Genomic DNA, 16,781 nt, shown 5'->3' with positions numbered 1-16,781 from the left:
CTGCACCAATACGAAAAAGCCCGTCGGATCAAGCTTGTATGCACCCGACGCCCGGGCGATCATAGCCGCTTGGCCGCGCCCCGACGTGTCCTCCCCCCTCGGAGATTGTGTGTCTTGAACGAGAACATCCTCTGGCTGCACGCGTTACGCCTCAACGATCTCGCCCGCGTAGGCGGCAAGAATTCCTCGCTCGGCGAGATGATCGGCAACCTCGCCAACCTCGGCGTATCGGTGCCCGGCGGCTACGCCACCACCTCGGAAGCCTTCAAGGCCTTCATCGCCCATAACAACCTGCACCAGCGCATCTTCGACAAGCTGGCGACGCTGGACGTGGAAGACGTGCCGGCGCTGAACGCCGCCGGCGCCGAGATCCGCGGCTGGGTCATCGAGTCGCCGCTGCAGGACGATCTCGACCAGGACATCCGCACCGCCTACCGCAAGCTCTGTAACGAGAACGGCGGCGGCGACGTCGCCGTCGCGGTGCGCTCCTCGGCCACCGCCGAAGACCTTCCCGACGCGTCCTTCGCCGGCCAACAGGAAACCTTCCTGAACGTCACCGGCGAAGACGACGTGGTGCGCAAGGTCAAGGAAGTCTTCGCCAGCCTCTACAACGATCGCGCCATCGCTTACCGCGTGCACCACGGTTTCAAGCACGAGGACGTATTCCTGTCGGCCGGCGTGCAGTTGATGGTGCGCTCCGACGTCGGCGCCTCCGGCGTGTTGTTCACCCTCGACACCGAGTCGGGCTTCCGCGACGTGGTCTTCATCACTTCCAGCTACGGCCTGGGCGAGATGGTCGTGCAAGGCGCGGTCAATCCCGACGAGTTCTACGTCTACAAGCCCACTCTGCAACAGGGCAAGCCGGCGATCCTGCGCCGCTCGGTCGGCGCCAAGCAACTGCGCATGGTCTATTCCGACCAGCCCGGCGAGCGCGTGCGCACCGAGAACACCCCGGCCGAACTGCGCGCGACGTTCTCGATCAACGATGCCGACGTGCACGAGCTCGCCAAGCAGGCGCTGGTCATCGAAAAGCATTACGGCCGTCCGATGGACGTGGAGTGGGCGAAGGACGGCGTCAGCGGCAAGCTGTTCATCGTCCAGGCGCGCCCGGAGACGGTGAAGTCGCGCGGCAAGGCCACCCAGATCGAGCGCTACCAGCTCGAAAAGCGCGGCGAGATCATCACCGAAGGCCGCGCCATCGGCCAGAAGATCGGCAGCGGCGTGGCGCGCGTGGTGCGCAACCTCGACGACATGAGCCGCGTGCAGCCGGGCGACGTGCTCGTCGCCGACATGACCGACCCCGATTGGGAGCCGGTGATGAAGCGCGCCGCGGCGATCGTGACCAACCGCGGCGGCCGCACCTGCCACGCGGCGATCATCGCCCGCGAACTCGGCGTGCCGGCGGTCGTCGGCACCACCAACGGCCTGGATGCGATCAAGGACGGCCAGGTCGTCACGGTCAGCTGCGCCGAAGGCGACACCGGTTTCATCTACGACGGCAGCCTGCCCTTCGAGCGGCACGTCGCCGACCTCGACAAGATGCCGCCGGCGCCGCTCAAGGTGATGATGAACGTCGCCAACCCGGAGCGCGCGTTCGATTTCGCGATGCTGCCGAACGCCGGCGTCGGTCTGGCGCGCCTGGAGATGATCATCGCCAGCCACATCGGCATCCATCCCAAGGCGCTGCTCGAATACGCCTCGCAGGACGCCGATACCAAGAAGAAGATCGACGCCAAGATCGCCGGCTACGGCAACGACCCGGTGCAGTTCTACGTCGACCGCCTGGCCGAAGGCATCGCCACCATCACCGCGTCGTTCGCGCCGCATCCGGTGATCGTGCGCCTGTCGGACTTCAAGTCGAACGAATACGCCAACCTGATCGGCGGCACCCGCTACGAGCCGCACGAAGAGAACCCGATGATCGGCTTCCGCGGCGCGAGCCGCTACGTCGACCCGAGCTTCTCCGACGCCTTCGCCCTGGAATGCCAGGCGGTGTTGAAGGTGCGCGAGGAAATGGGCCTGACCAACTGCTGGATCATGATCCCGTTCGTGCGCACCCTCGACGAGGGCCGTCGCGTGCTGGAAGTGCTCGAGAAGAACGGCCTGCGCAAGGGCGAGAATGGTCTGAAGATCATCATGATGTGCGAGGTCCCCTCGAACGCCTTGCTGGCCGACGAGTTCCTCGAGATCTTCGACGGCTTCTCGATCGGTTCCAACGACCTGACCCAGCTCAGCCTCGGTCTGGACCGCGACTCGGCGATCGTCGCCCACCTGTTCGACGAGCGCGATCCGGCGGTCAAGAAGCTGCTGGCGATGGCGATCTCGGCCGCGCGCGCCAAGGGCAAGTACGTCGGCATCTGCGGCCAGGGCCCGAGCGATCACCCCGACCTGGCCGAATGGCTGATGGATCAGGGCATCGAGTCGGTGTCGCTGAACCCGGACACCGTGGTCGACACCTGGCTGCGCCTGGCCAAGGCGAAAGCCAAGGCCCAGGCCTGAGCGCACGATGACGGAAAAGGACGCGGTGCAGGCGCTGGTCCCCAAGTCCCTGCTGGGACTTGAGGCCGGCTTCGACATCGACAAGCTGCTCGCCTGGGCGCAGACCAAGGGCCTGGTCCTGATCAGCGCCCTGGCGATCCTGCTGATCGGCCTGTGGCTGGCCAAGTGGCTGTCACGCGCGTTGGAGCGGGTCATGACCCGCGCCAACATGGAAGTCACCCTGCGTGGCTTCCTGCGCAACATCGCCTACGCGGCGATGATCGTGATCGTCGCGGTCGCGGCCCTGCAGCAGCTCGGCGTGCCGATGACCTCGGTGCTCGCCGTGCTCGGCGCGGCCGGCCTGGCCATTGGCCTGGCGCTGAAGGACTCGCTGTCCAACATCGCCTCGGGCGTGATGCTGATCGTGCTGCGCCCGTTCCGGGCCGGCGACCATGTCCAGGCCGCCGGCATCGAGGGCACGGTCGAACAGATCCGCGTGTTCCAGACCCGCCTGCGCACCATCGACAACCGCGTGATCGTGCTGCCGAACAGCCTGATCACCACCGCGGCGATCATCAACTTCACCGCCAACCCCAAGCGCCGCATCGACCTGACCGTCGGCGTGGGCTACGACGACGACCTCAAGGTCGCCAAGGAAACCCTGCTGGCCCTGGCCACCGCGCATCCGAACGTGCTGCAGGACCCGGCGCCGGAAGTGTTGGTGACGGCCCTGGCCGAGAGCAGCGTCAACCTGGAGCTGCGCTCCTGGGTCAAGACCGCGAACCTGATGCGGACCAAGAGTGACCTGGTCGAGGGCATCCGCAACGAGCTGATCGGCAAGGGCCTCAACATCCCCTACCCGCAGCGCGATCTGCACGTGTATCACCACGACGCCGACGGCCGCCCGCTGACCGAAGTGCTGACCAAGGCCATCGCCGACGACGGCGATGTGGCCCAGCCGGTGGTCAAGCCGAAGGCGTGAGCCAGCGGCTTCGCCGATCCCCGAGGCGGTGGCCTCAGGGTAGCCTCAGCCCAATCCGCCCAACTTGCCCATCGCCGCGCGGTAATGCTTGAGCTCGGCGATCGAGTCCATGACGTCGCTCAGGGCTGTGTGTTTGCTGTCCTTGCTCAACCCGGCCAGCACGTCCGGGGCCCAGCGCCGCGCCAGCTCCTTGATCGTGCTGACGTCGAGGTTGCGGTAGTGGAAGTACTTCTCCAGCCGCGGCATGCAGCGGTGCAGGAAGCGGCGATCCTGGCAGATCGAATTGCCGCAGATTGGCGAGGTGTTCGGCGACACCCACTGGGCGAGGAATTCCAGGGTCCGGGTTTCGGCCTCTTCCATCGCCACGCCCTGTTCGAGCACGCGCTTCCACAGGCCGGACTTGCCGTGCTGGTGGCGGTTCCACTCGTCCATCGCCTGCAGGCGTTCGAGCGGATGGGCGATGGCCAGTTCCGGCCCTTCGGCCAGGACCTGCAGCTGCGCATCGGTGACGACGGTGGCGATTTCCAGGATCGAATCGCGGTCGGTATCCAGCCCGGTCATCTCCAGATCGATCCAGATCAGCCGGTGCTCCTGCCCTGTCTTGTCGCTCATAGCCTCGCCGTCGTGCCCGTGTCGCGGCATGATAGCCCAGCCCCCTTCCCCGCTGCCGTACCGCAATGAGCCAGAACGCCGCCTCTTTCGCCCACTACGCGATCCTCACCGCGATGCTGGCCCCCGCGTTCTTCCTGACCGCGACCGCCTCGCTGCTGCTGTCGGCCAACAACCGCCTGGCGCGGGTGATCGACCGCGCCCGGGTCCTGCTGAAGGAACTGGCCGAGACCGAGGACGCCGAGGAGCGCGACCAGCTCGAACGCCACATCCTGCGCCAGAAGAAGCGCAGCAAGATCATCCTGCGCGGCAGCCAGTTGCTCTACACCGCGATCAGCTTCTTCGTCGGCACCAGCCTGAGCGTGGCCGGCGACGCCTTCCTCGGCTACCGGCTCGGCGCGGTGCCGACGATCCTCGCCGCGCTCGGGGTGCTGGCGATGTTCGCCGCCAGCCTGCTGCTCGCGCGCGAATCCTCGCTGGCGGTCGAGGCGGTCAACGAGGAAATGGACCACGGCCACATCACCGCGATGAAGCGCTGGTCCAAGCCGCGCGCATGAACCGCTGCGGCCCGGCTTGCGGCATCATCGGGCTTCGCGCGCATCGATCCTGGAGCCCGTCATGGCCGATCCTCTGCTGCAACTGAGCAGCCATTACACCGTGGTGTCGGCGATGATCACGCCGGCGTTCTTCCTGACCGCAACCGCTTCGCTGCTGGTGTCCTCGAACAACCGCCTGGCACGCGTGGTCGACCGCATGCGCCAGCAACTGAACCAACTCGAGGACACCGTCGACGAGCAGGCCCGCGATTATCTGGAGGCGCGCATCATCCTGCACCGCCGACGCGTGCGCCTGATCCTGATCTGCCTGCAGTTGCTGTACGGCGCCATGACCGCCTTCGTCGCCACCAGCCTGGCGATCGGCATCGACCAGTTCACCGACTACCGCCTGCGCGGCGTACCGACCGGCCTGGCGATGTGCGGCGTGCTATTGGTACTCGCCGCGTCGATCAACATGGGCCGGGAAGCGCGCATGAGCGTGAGCATGCTCGATGCCGAAGTGAAGCGCGAATTCGACCGCGACAACGGACGCCAGAAGCGGCGCTGATGCGCGACGGCGCGCGTTGAGAGCGAAGGCCTCGCACGAGCCGGCGTTTACGCGCCCGCGCCGGAAACTCGCCGGATGCGAGCTACGCCCCTGCGATCGGCTTGCCGCGCTTGCGGCGGAAATATGCGGTCAGACGCGCGCCGGCCTCTTCGCCGAGCACCCCGCCGCGCACCTCGATGCGATGGTTGTGGCGCGGATCGGTCAACAGGTCGAACACGCTGCCGGCCGCGCCGGTCTTGGGGTCGCCGGCGCCGAACACGACGCGCGCGACGCGCGCATGCACCATCGCCATCGCGCACATCGCGCAAGGCTCCAGGGTCACGTACAGGGTCGTGCCGATCAGACGGTGATTGGCGAGCCGCCGGCCGCCTTCGCGCAGGGCGACGATCTCGGCGTGCGCGCTGGGGTCGTGGCTGCCGATGTTGCGGTTCCAGCCCTCGCCGAGCACCTCGCCGTCGGCCGAGACCAACACCGCCCCGACCGGGATTTCGTCGTCTTCGCGCTCGGCGCGTTCGGCCAGGGCCAGCGCATGCCGCATCCAGCGTTCGTCGATGTCGGCCAGCTCGCTCACTCGGCGCGGGTCCCGCTCGTGGAAAGCGGCGATTATCGCCGACGCGCCGCGGCGGCGCACCGGCCGTGCCGGTGCGCCTGCATGCGGGGCCGCTGCGGCTCAGATCGAGCCGGCGGCGAGGAAGTCCGGCTTGCGCAGGGCCACGCCCTGGTGACGCAGGATCCCGTAGGCGGTGGTCAGGTGGAAATAGAAGTTCGGCAGCACGAAGAAACGGATGTAATCGGCGGCGACGAACTTGAGCTCCGGCGCGTTCGGCGGGCGGATCACGACCTCGCGCTGCTCCTGGCCCTCGATGCTCTCGCGCGGCACGCTGCGCAGGAACTCCTGGGTGCGGGCGATACGCTCGCGCAGCTCGTCCAGGGTGGTTTCGGTATCGGGGAAGCTCGGCGGCGCGATGCCGCCCAGGCGCGCGGCGCCGAACTTGGCCGCATCGCTGGCCGCCTGCACCTGGCGGGTCAGCGTGTACATGTCGGGGGCGAGACGGCCGCCGAGCAACTGCCCGACCTCGATGCCCTGCTCCTGCGCATGCGCCGCGCCCTTGTCGAGCAAGTGCGAGAGCGTGTCGAGACCGCGCAACAGGCTGGGTACCGAGATGTCGTACAAGGATAGATTCATGGGGATTCTCTTGGTGGCGTGGTGGCGAACGCGCCGTCGTCGGACGGCACGCCGGTGAGCTGCTTGCGGATGGATCGAAACCGACTGCACGGCGCAGGCTCGCGCCACACAGGTAGTGGCGACTCCGGGCCGGAAACTTAATGTAGCGATTGCTAAGGAATACGAGCGGGATTCTGGCCGCTTGCCCCGGCCGGGTCAACGATTTTATTATCGATCGCTATGGAAATACCCGTTGCGAAACCCGAGCCCCTCGCCGAGGCCTCGGACAGCTGCAAGCAGGCGCCCCGCCCACGCGGCCGGCCGCGGGTGTTCGACCGCGAGCAGGCCCTGGAAACGGCGATGCGCTTGTTCTGGTGCCAGGGTTACGAGGCGACGTCGCTGAGCGAGCTCACCGCCGCGATGGGCATCGCCGCCCCCAGCCTGTACGCTGCGTTCGGCAGCAAGGAACAATTGTTCCGCGCCGCCATCGCCCGCTACATCGACGGCTACCGCTGCAACGGCGGACGCTTGCTCGCCGACGAAAACATGAGCACGCGCCAAGCCTTCGAAGCCTTCTTCGAAGCGATCGGGCAGAGTTTCGTGGAGTCCGAACAGCGCTCCGGCTGCATGTTGATCGCGGCCGAAGCCGGCGGTCTGCCGGCCGAACTGCGCGAAGAGCTCGCGCGCTATCGCAGCGCGCTCGAGAGCCAATTCCTGCTGCGCATCGAGCGCGGTATGCGCGTGGGCGACCTGCCGGCCGATACCGATGCGGCAGCGTTGGCCAAGTTCCTCACCGCCCTGACCCAGGGCCTGTCGATCCAGGCACGCGACGGTGCGACGACGGTGCAGCTGGCGCAGGTCGTGCGCATCGCGATGCGCGCCTGGCCCTCAGCCTGAAGCAAGCGCGCTGGCGCGCTCAGTGCGCACCGAGCGATCGCGGCGCGGCCACGATCGGCTTCGCGGTCTTTCTGGGTGCCGCCACGGGGTGTTTCCGGTAAAGCGCGTCGCAGCGGGCCCGTTCCAGCTCGATCGCATGTTCGCTGCGCGCCGCATCCGATTCGGTCCGCGCAGACGCGGCCGCGATCAGATGCGGCAAGGCCAGCAAGGCCGCCACCACCGGCAGATATCTCGACATCGAACTTCTCCTTATCAAGGCCGTTCCTCGTGCAGGTCGGCCACGGCGATTGCCTGGATCGGCCGGCACTGAAGAAACGACGAGTCGAGCACTCCAAAATCGACAGCGATCACGCGTAAACGCGAAAGGCGGCTCGACATACCCGGCTTCTATGCGCAGACGGATGCCCGTGAGCCGCTTGGATCGAGGCCCCGGGACAGATCGTCATGCGGCGAAGCTACGCCCCATTCCGGACTGGCTTTGTCCTAAATCGAAGGCGCCACTGTGGCGATGTCATGATCCGAGACGCAGTTATCCATCGGATGTGACCCGATGTCGCGGGCATGTCGGCGGCGCCGGCGAGTGCATCGGGCTCGGCTCTGGGGATCTGTGGTGAATAGCTTCGCTTGCCGAGGCGCGGCATCGGCAGCGGACAGCGGACAGAGCCGCGGCGGTCCTCGTGGATCGAAGGAAGGGGCGGTCAACCCGCCCCTTCCTGGTGCCGGAATCAGCAGCCCGGCGAGCAAATGGCCCAGCAACGCGAATCCGGATCGTCCGGATCGCAGCTGCTGCAGCAGGGCCGCGCGAACGCGCTGAGGCTGACACTGAGACCCAAGCCGAACGCGAAGCAAGCCAGCAATACCTTGGTACGGGACTTCCTATTCATCGCCTTCTCCTATGGTGATGGGACGACCGGGGCTCTCCTTCCCCGCCGTCTCGGACGCCGACGGCGGGTGCCGTCCAGCGCGGGTTCGCCGCGACTCCTTCCGCAGCCAATCGGTCCCGCGATTCGGCGTTTCGCCGTCGCGAGCTCGTATTTCGCAGTGCTTGCTCGCCTCGCTCCTCGACGGAGCGAGCGCGCACCAACGGCGGCACGCGCTTCGTCGCAACAGTCTTCAAGCCCTGAGCAGTCGGATGACGCTCATGCGCATCGGTCGTGCAGACCGGCGATGCCGAAGATTCAATGGCGGACAGACCAACTGCGGGCCTGGTCGGCGCCGGCGCCCGAAAACAGGAACATGGCGGTTCGCGGCGGCGCGACGACCACCCCGGCCGCGCGTCGGCTTCGCGAAACACGACGGTAATGAGGCAGCCCATCCAAGCGGGTGCGGACATCCTTGTGTCCCCTGGCGGCTCCGGGCCGATACCCGGATGCCGTTCGCACCCTAGCGGCGTCAGGCCCGCGGAAACGCGTTGCGAATCACACAAACGCACTCGGGAATGGGCACGGAGCGCCCGTCCCGACGCCAGGGCCGGAAGGCAGCGCTATGAAAGCTTGGGTTGATGCTCCGCCGACACGATGGCTCGCGCCCGGACAGCCGCTGCGGAACCGAACGGCAGACACCGGCACGGCACTTCGCTAGCGCGATTTTCGAAGCGCGCCCTGAGAACAAACAGGAAAACGCGGGAACCGCGGCCAGAGCCAGCGGTTCCGAACGATTCGCCTTGGCTTTACCCAACCAAGGCGGAGGTTGCCACGCATGCCGCGGCCGATGCGACGGCATCGCGACCTTGCCGTGCGCGACAAGACCGCGATGTGCTCAGCGACGGCTCATTCCCACTCGATCGTCGCCGGCGGCTTGCCGCTGATGTCGTAGACCACGCGCGAGACGCCGCGCAGTTCGTTGATGATGCGGTTGGAGACCGTGCCGAGGAAGTCGTACGGCAGGTGCGCCCAATGCGCGGTCATGAAATCGATGGTCTCGACCGCGCGCAGCGCGATCACCCACTCGTAGGCGCGCGCGTCGCCGACCACGCCGACCGATTTCACCGGCAGGAACACCGCGAAGGCCTGGCTGGTCTTGTCGTACAGGCCGGCCTTGCGCAGTTCGTCGATGAAAATGTGGTCGGCCTTGGCCAGCAGATCGGCGTATTCGCGCTTCACTTCGCCGAGGATGCGCACGCCCAGACCCGGGCCCGGGAACGGATGGCGATAGACCATCTCGCGCGGCAGGCCGAGTTCGACGCCGAGGCGGCGCACTTCGTCCTTGAACAGCTCGCGCAGCGGCTCGACCAGGCCGAGCTTCATGTGCTCGGGCAGGCCGCCGACGTTGTGGTGGCTCTTGATGACGTGGGCCTTGCCGGTCTTGCTGCCGGCCGACTCGATCACGTCGGGGTAGATCGTGCCCTGCGCCAGCCACTTGGCGTTGGCGAGCTTGTTCGACTCTTCGTCGAAGATCTCGACGAACAGGTTGCCGATGATCTTGCGCTTGGCTTCCGGGTCGCTGACGCCGGCGAGCTTGTCGAAGTAGCGGTCGGCGGCATTGACCCGCACGACCTTGACGCCCATGTGCTCGGCGAACATCGCCATGACCTGGTCGCCTTCGTTGTAGCGCAGCAGGCCGGTGTCGACGAAGACGCAGGTCAACTGGTCACCGATCGCCTTGTGCAACAGCGCGGCCACGACCGAGGAGTCGACGCCGCCCGACAGGCCGAGGATGACCTCGTCGCTGCCGACCAGCGCGCGTACGCGCTCGATCTGGTCTTCGATGATGTGCGCGGCCGTCCACAGCGTCTGGCAGCCGCAGATGTCGACCACGAAGCGGCGCAGCAGGGTCTGGCCCTGCTTGGTGTGGGTGACCTCGGGGTGGAACTGCACGCCATACCAGCGGCGCGCATCGTCGGCAAAGGCGGCGACCGGGATGCGGTCGGTCTTGGCGGTGACGGTGAAGCCTTCCGGCGCCTTGGAGACGTGGTCGCCGTGGCTCATCCACACGTCCAGGCGCGGCGGCGAGCCCGGGTGATCCTTGAGGCCGTCGAACAAACGGTCGTGGGCGACCAGCGACACTTCGGCATGGCCGAATTCGCGTTGGTCCGCGGCCTCGGTTTCGCCACCGAGCTGCTTGGCCATGGTCTGCATGCCGTAGCAGATGCCGAGGATCGGTAGGCCGGCATCGAACACCTGCTGCGGCGCGCGCGGCGAACCGTGCTCGGTGGTCGATTCGGGGCCGCCGGAAAGAATGATGCCCTTGGCGCCGTACGCGGCGATCTCCGCCGGATCGTGGTCCCAGGCCCAGATTTCGCAGTACACGCCGAGTTCGCGGATACGGCGCGCGATCAGCTGGGTGTACTGCGCGCCGAAGTCGAGGATCAGGATCTTGTCGCTATGGATGTCAGTCATGGAGCCGGCAACGAATGGAGAGGAGTGAGGAACGAGAGGAGCAAAAGCGGCTTCGGAATGGTCGAAGAGGAGCGGGACACTGGTTCCTCACTCCTCTTCACTCGTTCCTAGGTTTCAACCCGCTCGGTAATTCGGCGGTTCCTTGGTGATCTGCACATCGTGGACGTGGCTTTCGCGCGCACCGGCGTTGGTGATGCGCACGAAGCTGGGCTTCTTGCGCATGTCCTCGATGGTCGCGCAGCCGACGTAACCCATGGTCGCGCGCAGACCGCCGGCCAACTGGTGCACCACGCCGTGCAGCGGGCCGCGGTACGGCACGCGGCCTTCGATGCCTTCGGGCACGAGCTTGTCGGCGTCGGAGGCGTCCTGGAAATAGCGGTCCTTGGAGCCCTGCTCCATCGCGCCGAGACTGCCCATGCCGCGATAGCTCTTGTAGCTGCGGCCCTGGAACAGTTCGATATCGCCCGGGGCTTCCTCGGTGCCGGCGAACAGGCCGCCGACCATGACCGTGGAGGCGCCGGCGACCAGCGCCTTGCCGATGTCGCCCGAATAGCGGATGCCGCCGTCGGCGATCAGCGGGATGCGGTCCTGCAGGGCCTCGGCGACCATCGCCACCGCGGTGACCTGGGGCACGCCGACGCCGGCGACCACGCGCGTGGTGCAGATCGAACCGGGGCCGACGCCGACCTTGACCGCGTCCGCGCCGTGATCCATGAGCGCCAATGCGGCGTCGCCGGTGACGATGTTGCCGCCGATGACCTGCAACTGCGGGAAGCGGGTCTTGACCCACTTGACCCGGTCGAGCACGCCCTGCGAATGGCCATGGGCGGTATCGACCACGACCACGTCGACGCCGGCCGCGGCCAGGGCTTCGACGCGCGCTTCGGTGTCTCCGCCGACGCCGACCGCCGCGCCGACCAGCAGCCGTTCGGCGCTGTCCTTGGCGGCGTTGGGGTTGTCGGTCTTCTTCTGGATGTCCTTGACCGTGATCAGGCCGCGCAGCTCGAAGCCGTCGTTGACCACCAGGATCTTCTCGATGCGGTGACGGTGCAGCAGCTGCAGCACTTCGTCGTCGCTGGCGCCTTCCTGCACCGTGATCAAGCGGTCGCGCTTGGTCATGATGTGGCGCACCGGATCGTCGAGCTTGGTCTCGAAGCGCATGTCGCGGCTGGTGACGATGCCGACCAACTGGCCGCCGTCGACCACCGGCACGCCGGAGATGTTGCGCGCGCGGGTCAGCTTGAGCACTTCGCCGATGGTCGTTTCCGGACCGACGGTGAACGGCTCGCGGATCACCCCGGCCTCGAACTTCTTGACCTGGGCGACCTGCGCGGCCTGGGCTTCCAGGCTCATGTTCTTGTGGATGATGCTGATGCCGCCGAGCTGGGCCAACGCGATCGCGAGGCGGGCCTCGCTGACGGTGTCCATCGCCGCCGACAGGATCGGCAGGCGGATCGACAGGTCGCGGGTCAGGCGGGTCGAGAGGTTTACGTCCTTAGGCAGGACGATCGAATGCGCGGGGACGAGGGACACATCGTCGTAAGTAAGCGCTTCAGCCTGGATGCGCAGCATGGGCGGGCCCGGGAGGATGAAGCGCGCCATTGTATCCCGTTCCGGGCCTCCGGCGCTCGCCTGCGCATGGAATTGGGCGTTCCGCGGTCAGGACGGCATTCAGGCGGGGGGCCTCAGGGGACACCGCCGATGATGCCGCGACCTGCAAGGGCGTGGTCGCGGCTTGCGCCGCTCCTACCCTTTGCCCGCGGGCGCTCAGGCGTCGGCGGCCTCGGCCGCTTCCAGGGTGTTCTGCATCAGGGTCGCGACCGTCATCGGCCCGACCCCACCCGGCACCGGGGTGATCCAGCTGGCGCGCTGGGCCGCTGCATCGAAGCCGACGTCGCCGACCAGGCGGCCGTCGTCGAGGCGGTTGATGCCCACGTCGATGACCACCGCGCCCGGCTTGACCCATTCGCCCGGGATCAGCTGCGGACGCCCGACCGCGACCACCAGGATGTCGGCGCCGCGCACCGAGGCCTCCAGGACCTGCGGCGGGGTGAATTTGTGGCAGCTGGTGACGGTGCAGCCGGCGATCATCAGCTCCAGCGCCATCGGCCGGCCGACGTGATTGCTGACCCCGACGATGGTCGCGCTCTGCCCGCGCACCGGGCGGTCGGTATAGCCCAGCAAGGTGGTGATGCCGCGCGGCGTGCACGGGCGCAGGCCGAACTGGCGCAGGACCAGGTGGCCGACGTTTTCGGGATGGAAGCCGTCGACGTCCTTGCGCGGGTCGATGCGGTGGATCAGCGCGGTGGCGTCGCGGCGGTCCGGCAGCGGCAGCTGGACCAGGATGCCGTGGACCTCGGGATCGGCGTTCAGCCGGTCGATCAGGGCCAGCAACTGCTCGTCGCTGGTATCGGCCGGCAGGTCGTAGTCGATCGCGCGGATCCCGACCTTCTGCGCGGCGCGGCGCTTATTGCGCACGTAGACGCTGGAGGCCGGATCGTTGCCGACCAGCACCACCGCCAGACCCGGCCGCGACTGGCCCGCGACAATGCGCGCATCGACCTGGGCCTTGAGATTGTCGAGCAGATCCTCGGCGATGCGCTTGCCGTCGAGGATGCGGGCCTGATGCGCCGAATGGGGTGTGGACGTCATGCGAGGTCGGATGCGCTGCGGTAGAGTCGAGGCCGCGCATTATCCCCTATTCCCACCCGCGTTTTTTGCCGGGTCACCGCGAGCGCCGCCATGAGCCACACCCCGCCCCCCGACCATCCCCCTCAGGACCACGAAACCCTGGCGATCGAGGCCGCCGCCTTCCGGCGCCTGATCGCCCACCTGATGCACGAGCGCAGCGACGTGCAGAACATCGACCTGATGATCCTGGCCGGCTTCTGCCGCAACTGCCTGGCCGACTGGTACCGCGAAGCCGCCGACGCGCGCGGCATCGCCATGACCAAGGACGAAGCCCGCGAGGCCGTGTACGGCATGCCGTTCGCGCAGTGGAAGGCCCAGCATCAGAAGGACGCCACCCCGGAGCAGTTGGCCGCGTTCGAGGCCGCGCAGCAGCGCCACGGCTGATCCCGATCGGCGGCTCCGGGCCGTCGGCTTGGGCGGCGCTGCTCAGGGGTAGGAGCGGCGCAAGCCGCGACAGAACGAAGCGACGAACGCAAGCGCAATGACCGGAGCCGAGACATTCCGGCTCCGCACTGCGCAGCAGGGCTTCGGACAGCGACGTGGCGTTAAACCTCTTCGTTTGGTCGCGGCTCGCGCCGCTCCTACCCAAGAACGGCGTCGTTGTTGCAGTTGCAGTTGCAGTTGCAGTTGCAGTTGCAGTTGCAGTTGCAGTTGCAGTTGCCAAGATTTTGATCTGCTTTACCGCTTTGCCGGTCAACAGTAGACCCGGAGGGCGGCGCACAGGACGTGCGCCGTTTTTCGATAGGACAAGGATGTCCTATCGAAAAATCCCGGCGCGGGCATCGCACTCGTGGCCTGTGCCCTTGCAAGAAGAGCCCTTTTCTTTGGTTACCTTTCTTTTGGGCTTAGCAAAAGAAAGTAACCCGGCCGCGTTAGCGGACGGAAGCTCTGCACTTGCTTGAAGCTTCTAAGGAAACAAGATCAAACGATAAAAGCTTCCGCCACTAAAGCGGCGGGTAACTTTCTTTTGTCATAAGCAACAAAAGAAAGTCACCAAAGAAAAATGCTTTTGTTTTGAATCACAGGCCCGCACGAACGGTGCCGACGCGGGGATTTTTCATACGGGACATCCCTGTCCCGATGAAAAACGGCGCGCATCCTTGCGCGCCGCCCTCCGGGTCTTCGATGGCCTTCGCTAGTGCGAAACCGCGCACAGCAACGGCAACGGCAACGGCAACGGCAATCCTGCAGCGTCGGCGCTGCAAAGAGTAGGAGCGGCGCAAGCCGCGACCACGCAGCTACGATCACCCGCGCCGGCAGCCGTAGATTCGCGGTCGCGGCTTGCGCCGCTCCTACCCTCGCGATCGCACGCCGCTTCGATGACTGGCATCGGCACCGCTGCCTGTGCGCGTTCCGTGGTCGCGGTTTACGCCGCGTCTACACGGCACGGCAAGGCCAGTCCGGCATGCGCGTGCCCGCAGACGGCAAACCTCACTCTTGCTGCGGCCGCACCCCGGGCGCATTCGGATTCGGGCAACGCGGCACGCCCGAGCCCACCACGCACTGCACGCAACAGCCCTGCGGGGTCGGCGCCGGCGGCGCCATCTGCGGGGCATACAAGGGAATCGCAGGCGCGAGCTGGGCCAGCGAGGCCTCGGGTTTGAGCTTCAGCAGCGCCGCCCAGTCCAACTTGTTCATGTCGCAAGCCGAAGCCGTGTCGGGCGAACACTCGACCTGGGTCTCGCTGCGACGCGGCAAGGGCCAGAATTCGCCGTTGCGGTTGACCGCCATGATCCGCATCGTCGCGCCCTGCTGGACGTTGCCGCCGATCAGATAGGCCTTGCCGTCGTTGTTGGGATTGACCGCGACGACGATGTCGCAATGCATGTTGAGCGCGCCGCTCGCGCCATCGAGCGCGGCGACCAGGCCGTCGTAACCGTAGACGCGACTGCCCGAACGCACCGCGCACAGCAGGTCGCCCGCCGCCGGACGCGCGGTGCTCGGGTCCAGGTATTGGAACGGGCTCTGGTCGGGCGTGCGGTAGGCATCGCGGACATAGTCGTAATGGCTGGCCGACGGCCGGAACCCAGGGACCGCGGCTTTCATCATCACGTAGGACACGAACGCCGCCGACCAGGGGTTGTCGACCAGGAAGGCGCGGCAGGCGACGGCCGGATAGCTGCCGCCGTAGGGATCGCTGCATTGGTTGGCGCCGGCGAAACCGGCCATGCGCTGCAGCAGGCCGGTGTCGCGCCAGTAACTGACGGTGCGGCGCCAAGTCTCGGTGGCGCCGTCCTCGAGCCGGCTGGTCTCGGCTTCGCTGAGGGTCGCGCTGGCCAGGCGCCCCTGCACGTCGATGAAGGGGCGGAACCACTGCAGGTTCTCTGTGCAGGCGGCCGCGGCGATGCGGGTCGCCGCATCCGGCGCCGTGGTCTGCCCGCGCAACGCCGGACAGGCATCGGCGGCGACGGCGGCGCCCGCCGACAGCCATAGACAGGCGAACACGAGCGAACGGAACATCGGCACTTCTCCAAGGCGGTGCCGTGCGGCACGGCGAAACGACGGTACGGTCCGTCGAACGACGACGCCGCGTGGGGTGGCGGCATGATCGATCAATCGGCCGCCCTTGCCCAGCCTATGGATCGTCTGTGCAAGTCGTGTGATAGCGGCAGCGCTGGCGAGAAACCGACGCCGCGGGTTATCGTCGCCCGGATCGCACCGCGCGCGCGCAATCCAACGCCCGCGCTCCCTTGCCCGCCTTGGAAGGCCCCGCATCGATGGCTCGTAATCCGCGTCTGCTCCCATCCGTCACCATGCTCGTCGGCGTCGCCGCGGCCGGTTATCTCAGCGTCTGCGGCTGGCTGTACTTCAAGCAGCGCGATTTGCTGTATTTCCCGCAGAACACCCGTCTGGGCGTGGCGATGACCGACTACACGGTCAAGCACGGCAGCGTCGTCCTGCGCGGTTGGCGGCTCAATTCCGGCCAGGGCAAGGCACTGATCTATTTCGGCGGCAACGCCGAACGCATCGAGAACATGCGCGAGTCCCTGGCGCAGTGGTTTCCCGACCGCACCATTTACCTCATCTCGTACCGCGGTTTCGGCGCCAGCGACGGCCGTCCCGAGGAATCGGCGCTGTTCGCCGATGCCCTGGCAGTGTTCGACCAGGTCGCGCGCGAACACCCGGGGCAGCCGGTCGCCATCGTCGGCCGCAGCCTCGGCAGCGGCGTCGCCAGCTACGTGGCCGGCCATCGCCCGGTCGAACGGCTGGCGCTGGTGACGCCGTTCGACAGCCTGCGCGAGACCGCGCAGGCGCACTACCGCTGGCTGCCGACGCGTTGGCTGGTCAAGGACCGCTACGACTCGGTGACCCATCTGCGCAGCTATTTCGGCCCGGTCCTGGTGGTGCGCGCGACCGCCGACGATGTCATCCCGGCGCCGAACACCCAACGCCTGATCCACTCGCTGCAGACCCGGCCGCAAGGCGTCGACGTGGTGCAACTGGAAGGCGCCGATCACCACAACATCGGCACCTACCCGGCCTACGGCGACTCGCTGCGCGAGTTCATGGACTGAGG

15 protein-coding genes are annotated in these 16,781 nt (G+C 67.0%); 7 read left to right on the top strand and 8 right to left on the bottom strand.

The features are described 5' to 3' along the window. The first annotated feature begins 114 nt into the window (after positions 1-114). Together ppsA and LC490_RS05810 are read left to right on the top strand one after the other, a co-directional pair. Positions 115-2,499 carry a phosphoenolpyruvate synthase gene (gene ppsA, locus LC490_RS05815; RefSeq protein ID WP_223619571.1) on the top strand — a complete coding sequence of 795 codons (2,385 nt, stop codon included), beginning with the start codon at positions 115-117 and terminating at the stop codon, positions 2,497-2,499. Between the two features lie 7 nt (positions 2,500-2,506). Beyond that, positions 2,507-3,460: a mechanosensitive ion channel domain-containing protein gene (locus tag LC490_RS05810; RefSeq protein ID WP_051884435.1), complete on the top strand. Its 954-nt coding sequence runs from the start codon at positions 2,507-2,509 to the stop codon at positions 3,458-3,460. Positions 3,461-3,505: 45 nt separating this feature from the next. Here LC490_RS05810 and orn read toward each other — a convergent pair whose 3' ends face one another. Beyond that, complete coding sequence (gene orn, locus LC490_RS05805) at positions 3,506-4,072, bottom strand: oligoribonuclease (protein WP_031370702.1); 567 nt, start codon at positions 4,070-4,072, stop codon at positions 3,506-3,508. Between the two features lie 65 nt (positions 4,073-4,137). Between orn and LC490_RS05800 the strand changes: the two genes are divergently transcribed. Continuing rightward, the gene (locus LC490_RS05800; protein ID WP_051884433.1) at positions 4,138-4,626 is read left to right on the top strand and encodes a DUF2721 domain-containing protein; all 489 of its coding nucleotides are present in this window, start codon (positions 4,138-4,140) and stop codon (positions 4,624-4,626) included. 61 nt (positions 4,627-4,687) lie between these two features. After that, complete coding sequence (locus LC490_RS05795) at positions 4,688-5,173, top strand: DUF2721 domain-containing protein (RefSeq protein ID WP_051884431.1); 486 nt, start codon at positions 4,688-4,690, stop codon at positions 5,171-5,173. An 82-nt stretch (positions 5,174-5,255) separates the two neighbouring features. On the opposite strand, the gene tadA is transcribed toward LC490_RS05795, so the two are convergent. Continuing rightward, positions 5,256-5,744: a tRNA adenosine(34) deaminase TadA gene (gene tadA, locus LC490_RS05790; RefSeq protein WP_031370699.1), complete on the bottom strand. Its 489-nt coding sequence runs from the start codon at positions 5,742-5,744 to the stop codon at positions 5,256-5,258. Between the two features lie 99 nt (positions 5,745-5,843). Continuing rightward, the gene (locus tag LC490_RS05785; RefSeq protein ID WP_031370698.1) at positions 5,844-6,359 is read right to left on the bottom strand and encodes a DUF1993 domain-containing protein; all 516 of its coding nucleotides are present in this window, start codon (positions 6,357-6,359) and stop codon (positions 5,844-5,846) included. A 219-nt stretch (positions 6,360-6,578) separates the two neighbouring features. Between LC490_RS05785 and LC490_RS05780 the strand changes: the two genes are divergently transcribed. Continuing rightward, positions 6,579-7,235, top strand: coding sequence for a TetR/AcrR family transcriptional regulator (locus tag LC490_RS05780; protein ID WP_223619570.1), 657 nt, complete (start codon positions 6,579-6,581; stop codon positions 7,233-7,235). Positions 7,236-7,254: 19 nt separating this feature from the next. Here LC490_RS05780 and LC490_RS05775 read toward each other — a convergent pair whose 3' ends face one another. The 4 genes from LC490_RS05775 to folD form a co-directional block, all read right to left on the bottom strand. Continuing rightward, positions 7,255-7,473 carry a hypothetical protein gene (locus LC490_RS05775; RefSeq protein WP_031370696.1) on the bottom strand — a complete coding sequence of 73 codons (219 nt, stop codon included), beginning with the start codon at positions 7,471-7,473 and terminating at the stop codon, positions 7,255-7,257. Positions 7,474-9,004: 1,531 nt separating this feature from the next. Continuing rightward, the gene (guaA, locus tag LC490_RS05770; RefSeq protein WP_031370695.1) at positions 9,005-10,573 is read right to left on the bottom strand and encodes a glutamine-hydrolyzing GMP synthase; all 1,569 of its coding nucleotides are present in this window, start codon (positions 10,571-10,573) and stop codon (positions 9,005-9,007) included. Positions 10,574-10,687: 114 nt separating this feature from the next. Further along, positions 10,688-12,145, bottom strand: a complete 1,458-nt coding sequence (guaB, locus tag LC490_RS05765; RefSeq protein WP_031370694.1) for an IMP dehydrogenase — start codon at positions 12,143-12,145, stop codon at positions 10,688-10,690. Positions 12,146-12,340: 195 nt separating this feature from the next. Beyond that, positions 12,341-13,225 carry a bifunctional methylenetetrahydrofolate dehydrogenase/methenyltetrahydrofolate cyclohydrolase FolD gene (gene folD, locus LC490_RS05760; RefSeq protein ID WP_223619569.1) on the bottom strand — a complete coding sequence of 295 codons (885 nt, stop codon included), beginning with the start codon at positions 13,223-13,225 and terminating at the stop codon, positions 12,341-12,343. Positions 13,226-13,315: 90 nt separating this feature from the next. On the opposite strand from folD, the gene LC490_RS05755 reads away from it, so the two are divergent. Then, positions 13,316-13,648, top strand: coding sequence for a DUF1244 domain-containing protein (locus LC490_RS05755; protein ID WP_223619568.1), 333 nt, complete (start codon positions 13,316-13,318; stop codon positions 13,646-13,648). A gap of 1,047 nt (positions 13,649-14,695) precedes the next feature. Here the strand turns inward: LC490_RS05755 and LC490_RS05750 are convergent. Further along, positions 14,696-15,724 carry a DUF2272 domain-containing protein gene (locus LC490_RS05750; protein ID WP_223619567.1) on the bottom strand — a complete coding sequence of 343 codons (1,029 nt, stop codon included), beginning with the start codon at positions 15,722-15,724 and terminating at the stop codon, positions 14,696-14,698. A gap of 257 nt (positions 15,725-15,981) precedes the next feature. On the opposite strand from LC490_RS05750, the gene LC490_RS05745 reads away from it, so the two are divergent. Beyond that, positions 15,982-16,779, top strand: coding sequence for an alpha/beta fold hydrolase (locus tag LC490_RS05745; RefSeq protein WP_223619566.1), 798 nt, complete (start codon positions 15,982-15,984; stop codon positions 16,777-16,779). Positions 16,780-16,781: the final 2 nt, after the last annotated feature.

It is taken from the genome of Lysobacter sp. ESA13C (assembly GCF_019970005.1).
Lineage (GTDB): Bacteria > Pseudomonadota > Gammaproteobacteria > Xanthomonadales > Xanthomonadaceae > Lysobacter > Lysobacter antibioticus_B.
Note: the sequence above shows the minus strand (reverse complement) of the source record. Positions and strands in the feature narration are given on the sequence as shown.

What these genes read in the sequence shown, in the direction of transcription:
- LC490_RS05810 (WP_051884435.1), top strand. Translation starts at nt 2,507, where the DNA reads ATGACGGAAAAGGACGCGGTGCAGGCGCTGGTCCCCAAGTCCCTGCTG.
- orn (WP_031370702.1), bottom strand. Translation starts at nt 4,072, where the DNA reads ATGAGCGACAAGACAGGGCAGGAGCACCGGCTGATCTGGATCGATCTG.
- LC490_RS05800 (WP_051884433.1), top strand. Translation starts at nt 4,138, where the DNA reads ATGAGCCAGAACGCCGCCTCTTTCGCCCACTACGCGATCCTCACCGCG.
- LC490_RS05795 (WP_051884431.1), top strand. Translation starts at nt 4,688, where the DNA reads ATGGCCGATCCTCTGCTGCAACTGAGCAGCCATTACACCGTGGTGTCG.
- LC490_RS05785 (WP_031370698.1), bottom strand. Translation starts at nt 6,359, where the DNA reads ATGAATCTATCCTTGTACGACATCTCGGTACCCAGCCTGTTGCGCGGT.
- LC490_RS05780 (WP_223619570.1), top strand. Translation starts at nt 6,579, where the DNA reads ATGGAAATACCCGTTGCGAAACCCGAGCCCCTCGCCGAGGCCTCGGAC.
- LC490_RS05775 (WP_031370696.1), bottom strand. Translation starts at nt 7,473, where the DNA reads ATGTCGAGATATCTGCCGGTGGTGGCGGCCTTGCTGGCCTTGCCGCAT.
- guaA (WP_031370695.1), bottom strand. Translation starts at nt 10,573, where the DNA reads ATGACTGACATCCATAGCGACAAGATCCTGATCCTCGACTTCGGCGCG.
- guaB (WP_031370694.1), bottom strand. Translation starts at nt 12,145, where the DNA reads ATGCTGCGCATCCAGGCTGAAGCGCTTACTTACGACGATGTGTCCCTC.
- folD (WP_223619569.1), bottom strand. Translation starts at nt 13,225, where the DNA reads ATGACGTCCACACCCCATTCGGCGCATCAGGCCCGCATCCTCGACGGC.
- LC490_RS05755 (WP_223619568.1), top strand. Translation starts at nt 13,316, where the DNA reads ATGAGCCACACCCCGCCCCCCGACCATCCCCCTCAGGACCACGAAACC.
- LC490_RS05750 (WP_223619567.1), bottom strand. Translation starts at nt 15,724, where the DNA reads ATGTTCCGTTCGCTCGTGTTCGCCTGTCTATGGCTGTCGGCGGGCGCC.
- LC490_RS05745 (WP_223619566.1), top strand. Translation starts at nt 15,982, where the DNA reads ATGGCTCGTAATCCGCGTCTGCTCCCATCCGTCACCATGCTCGTCGGC.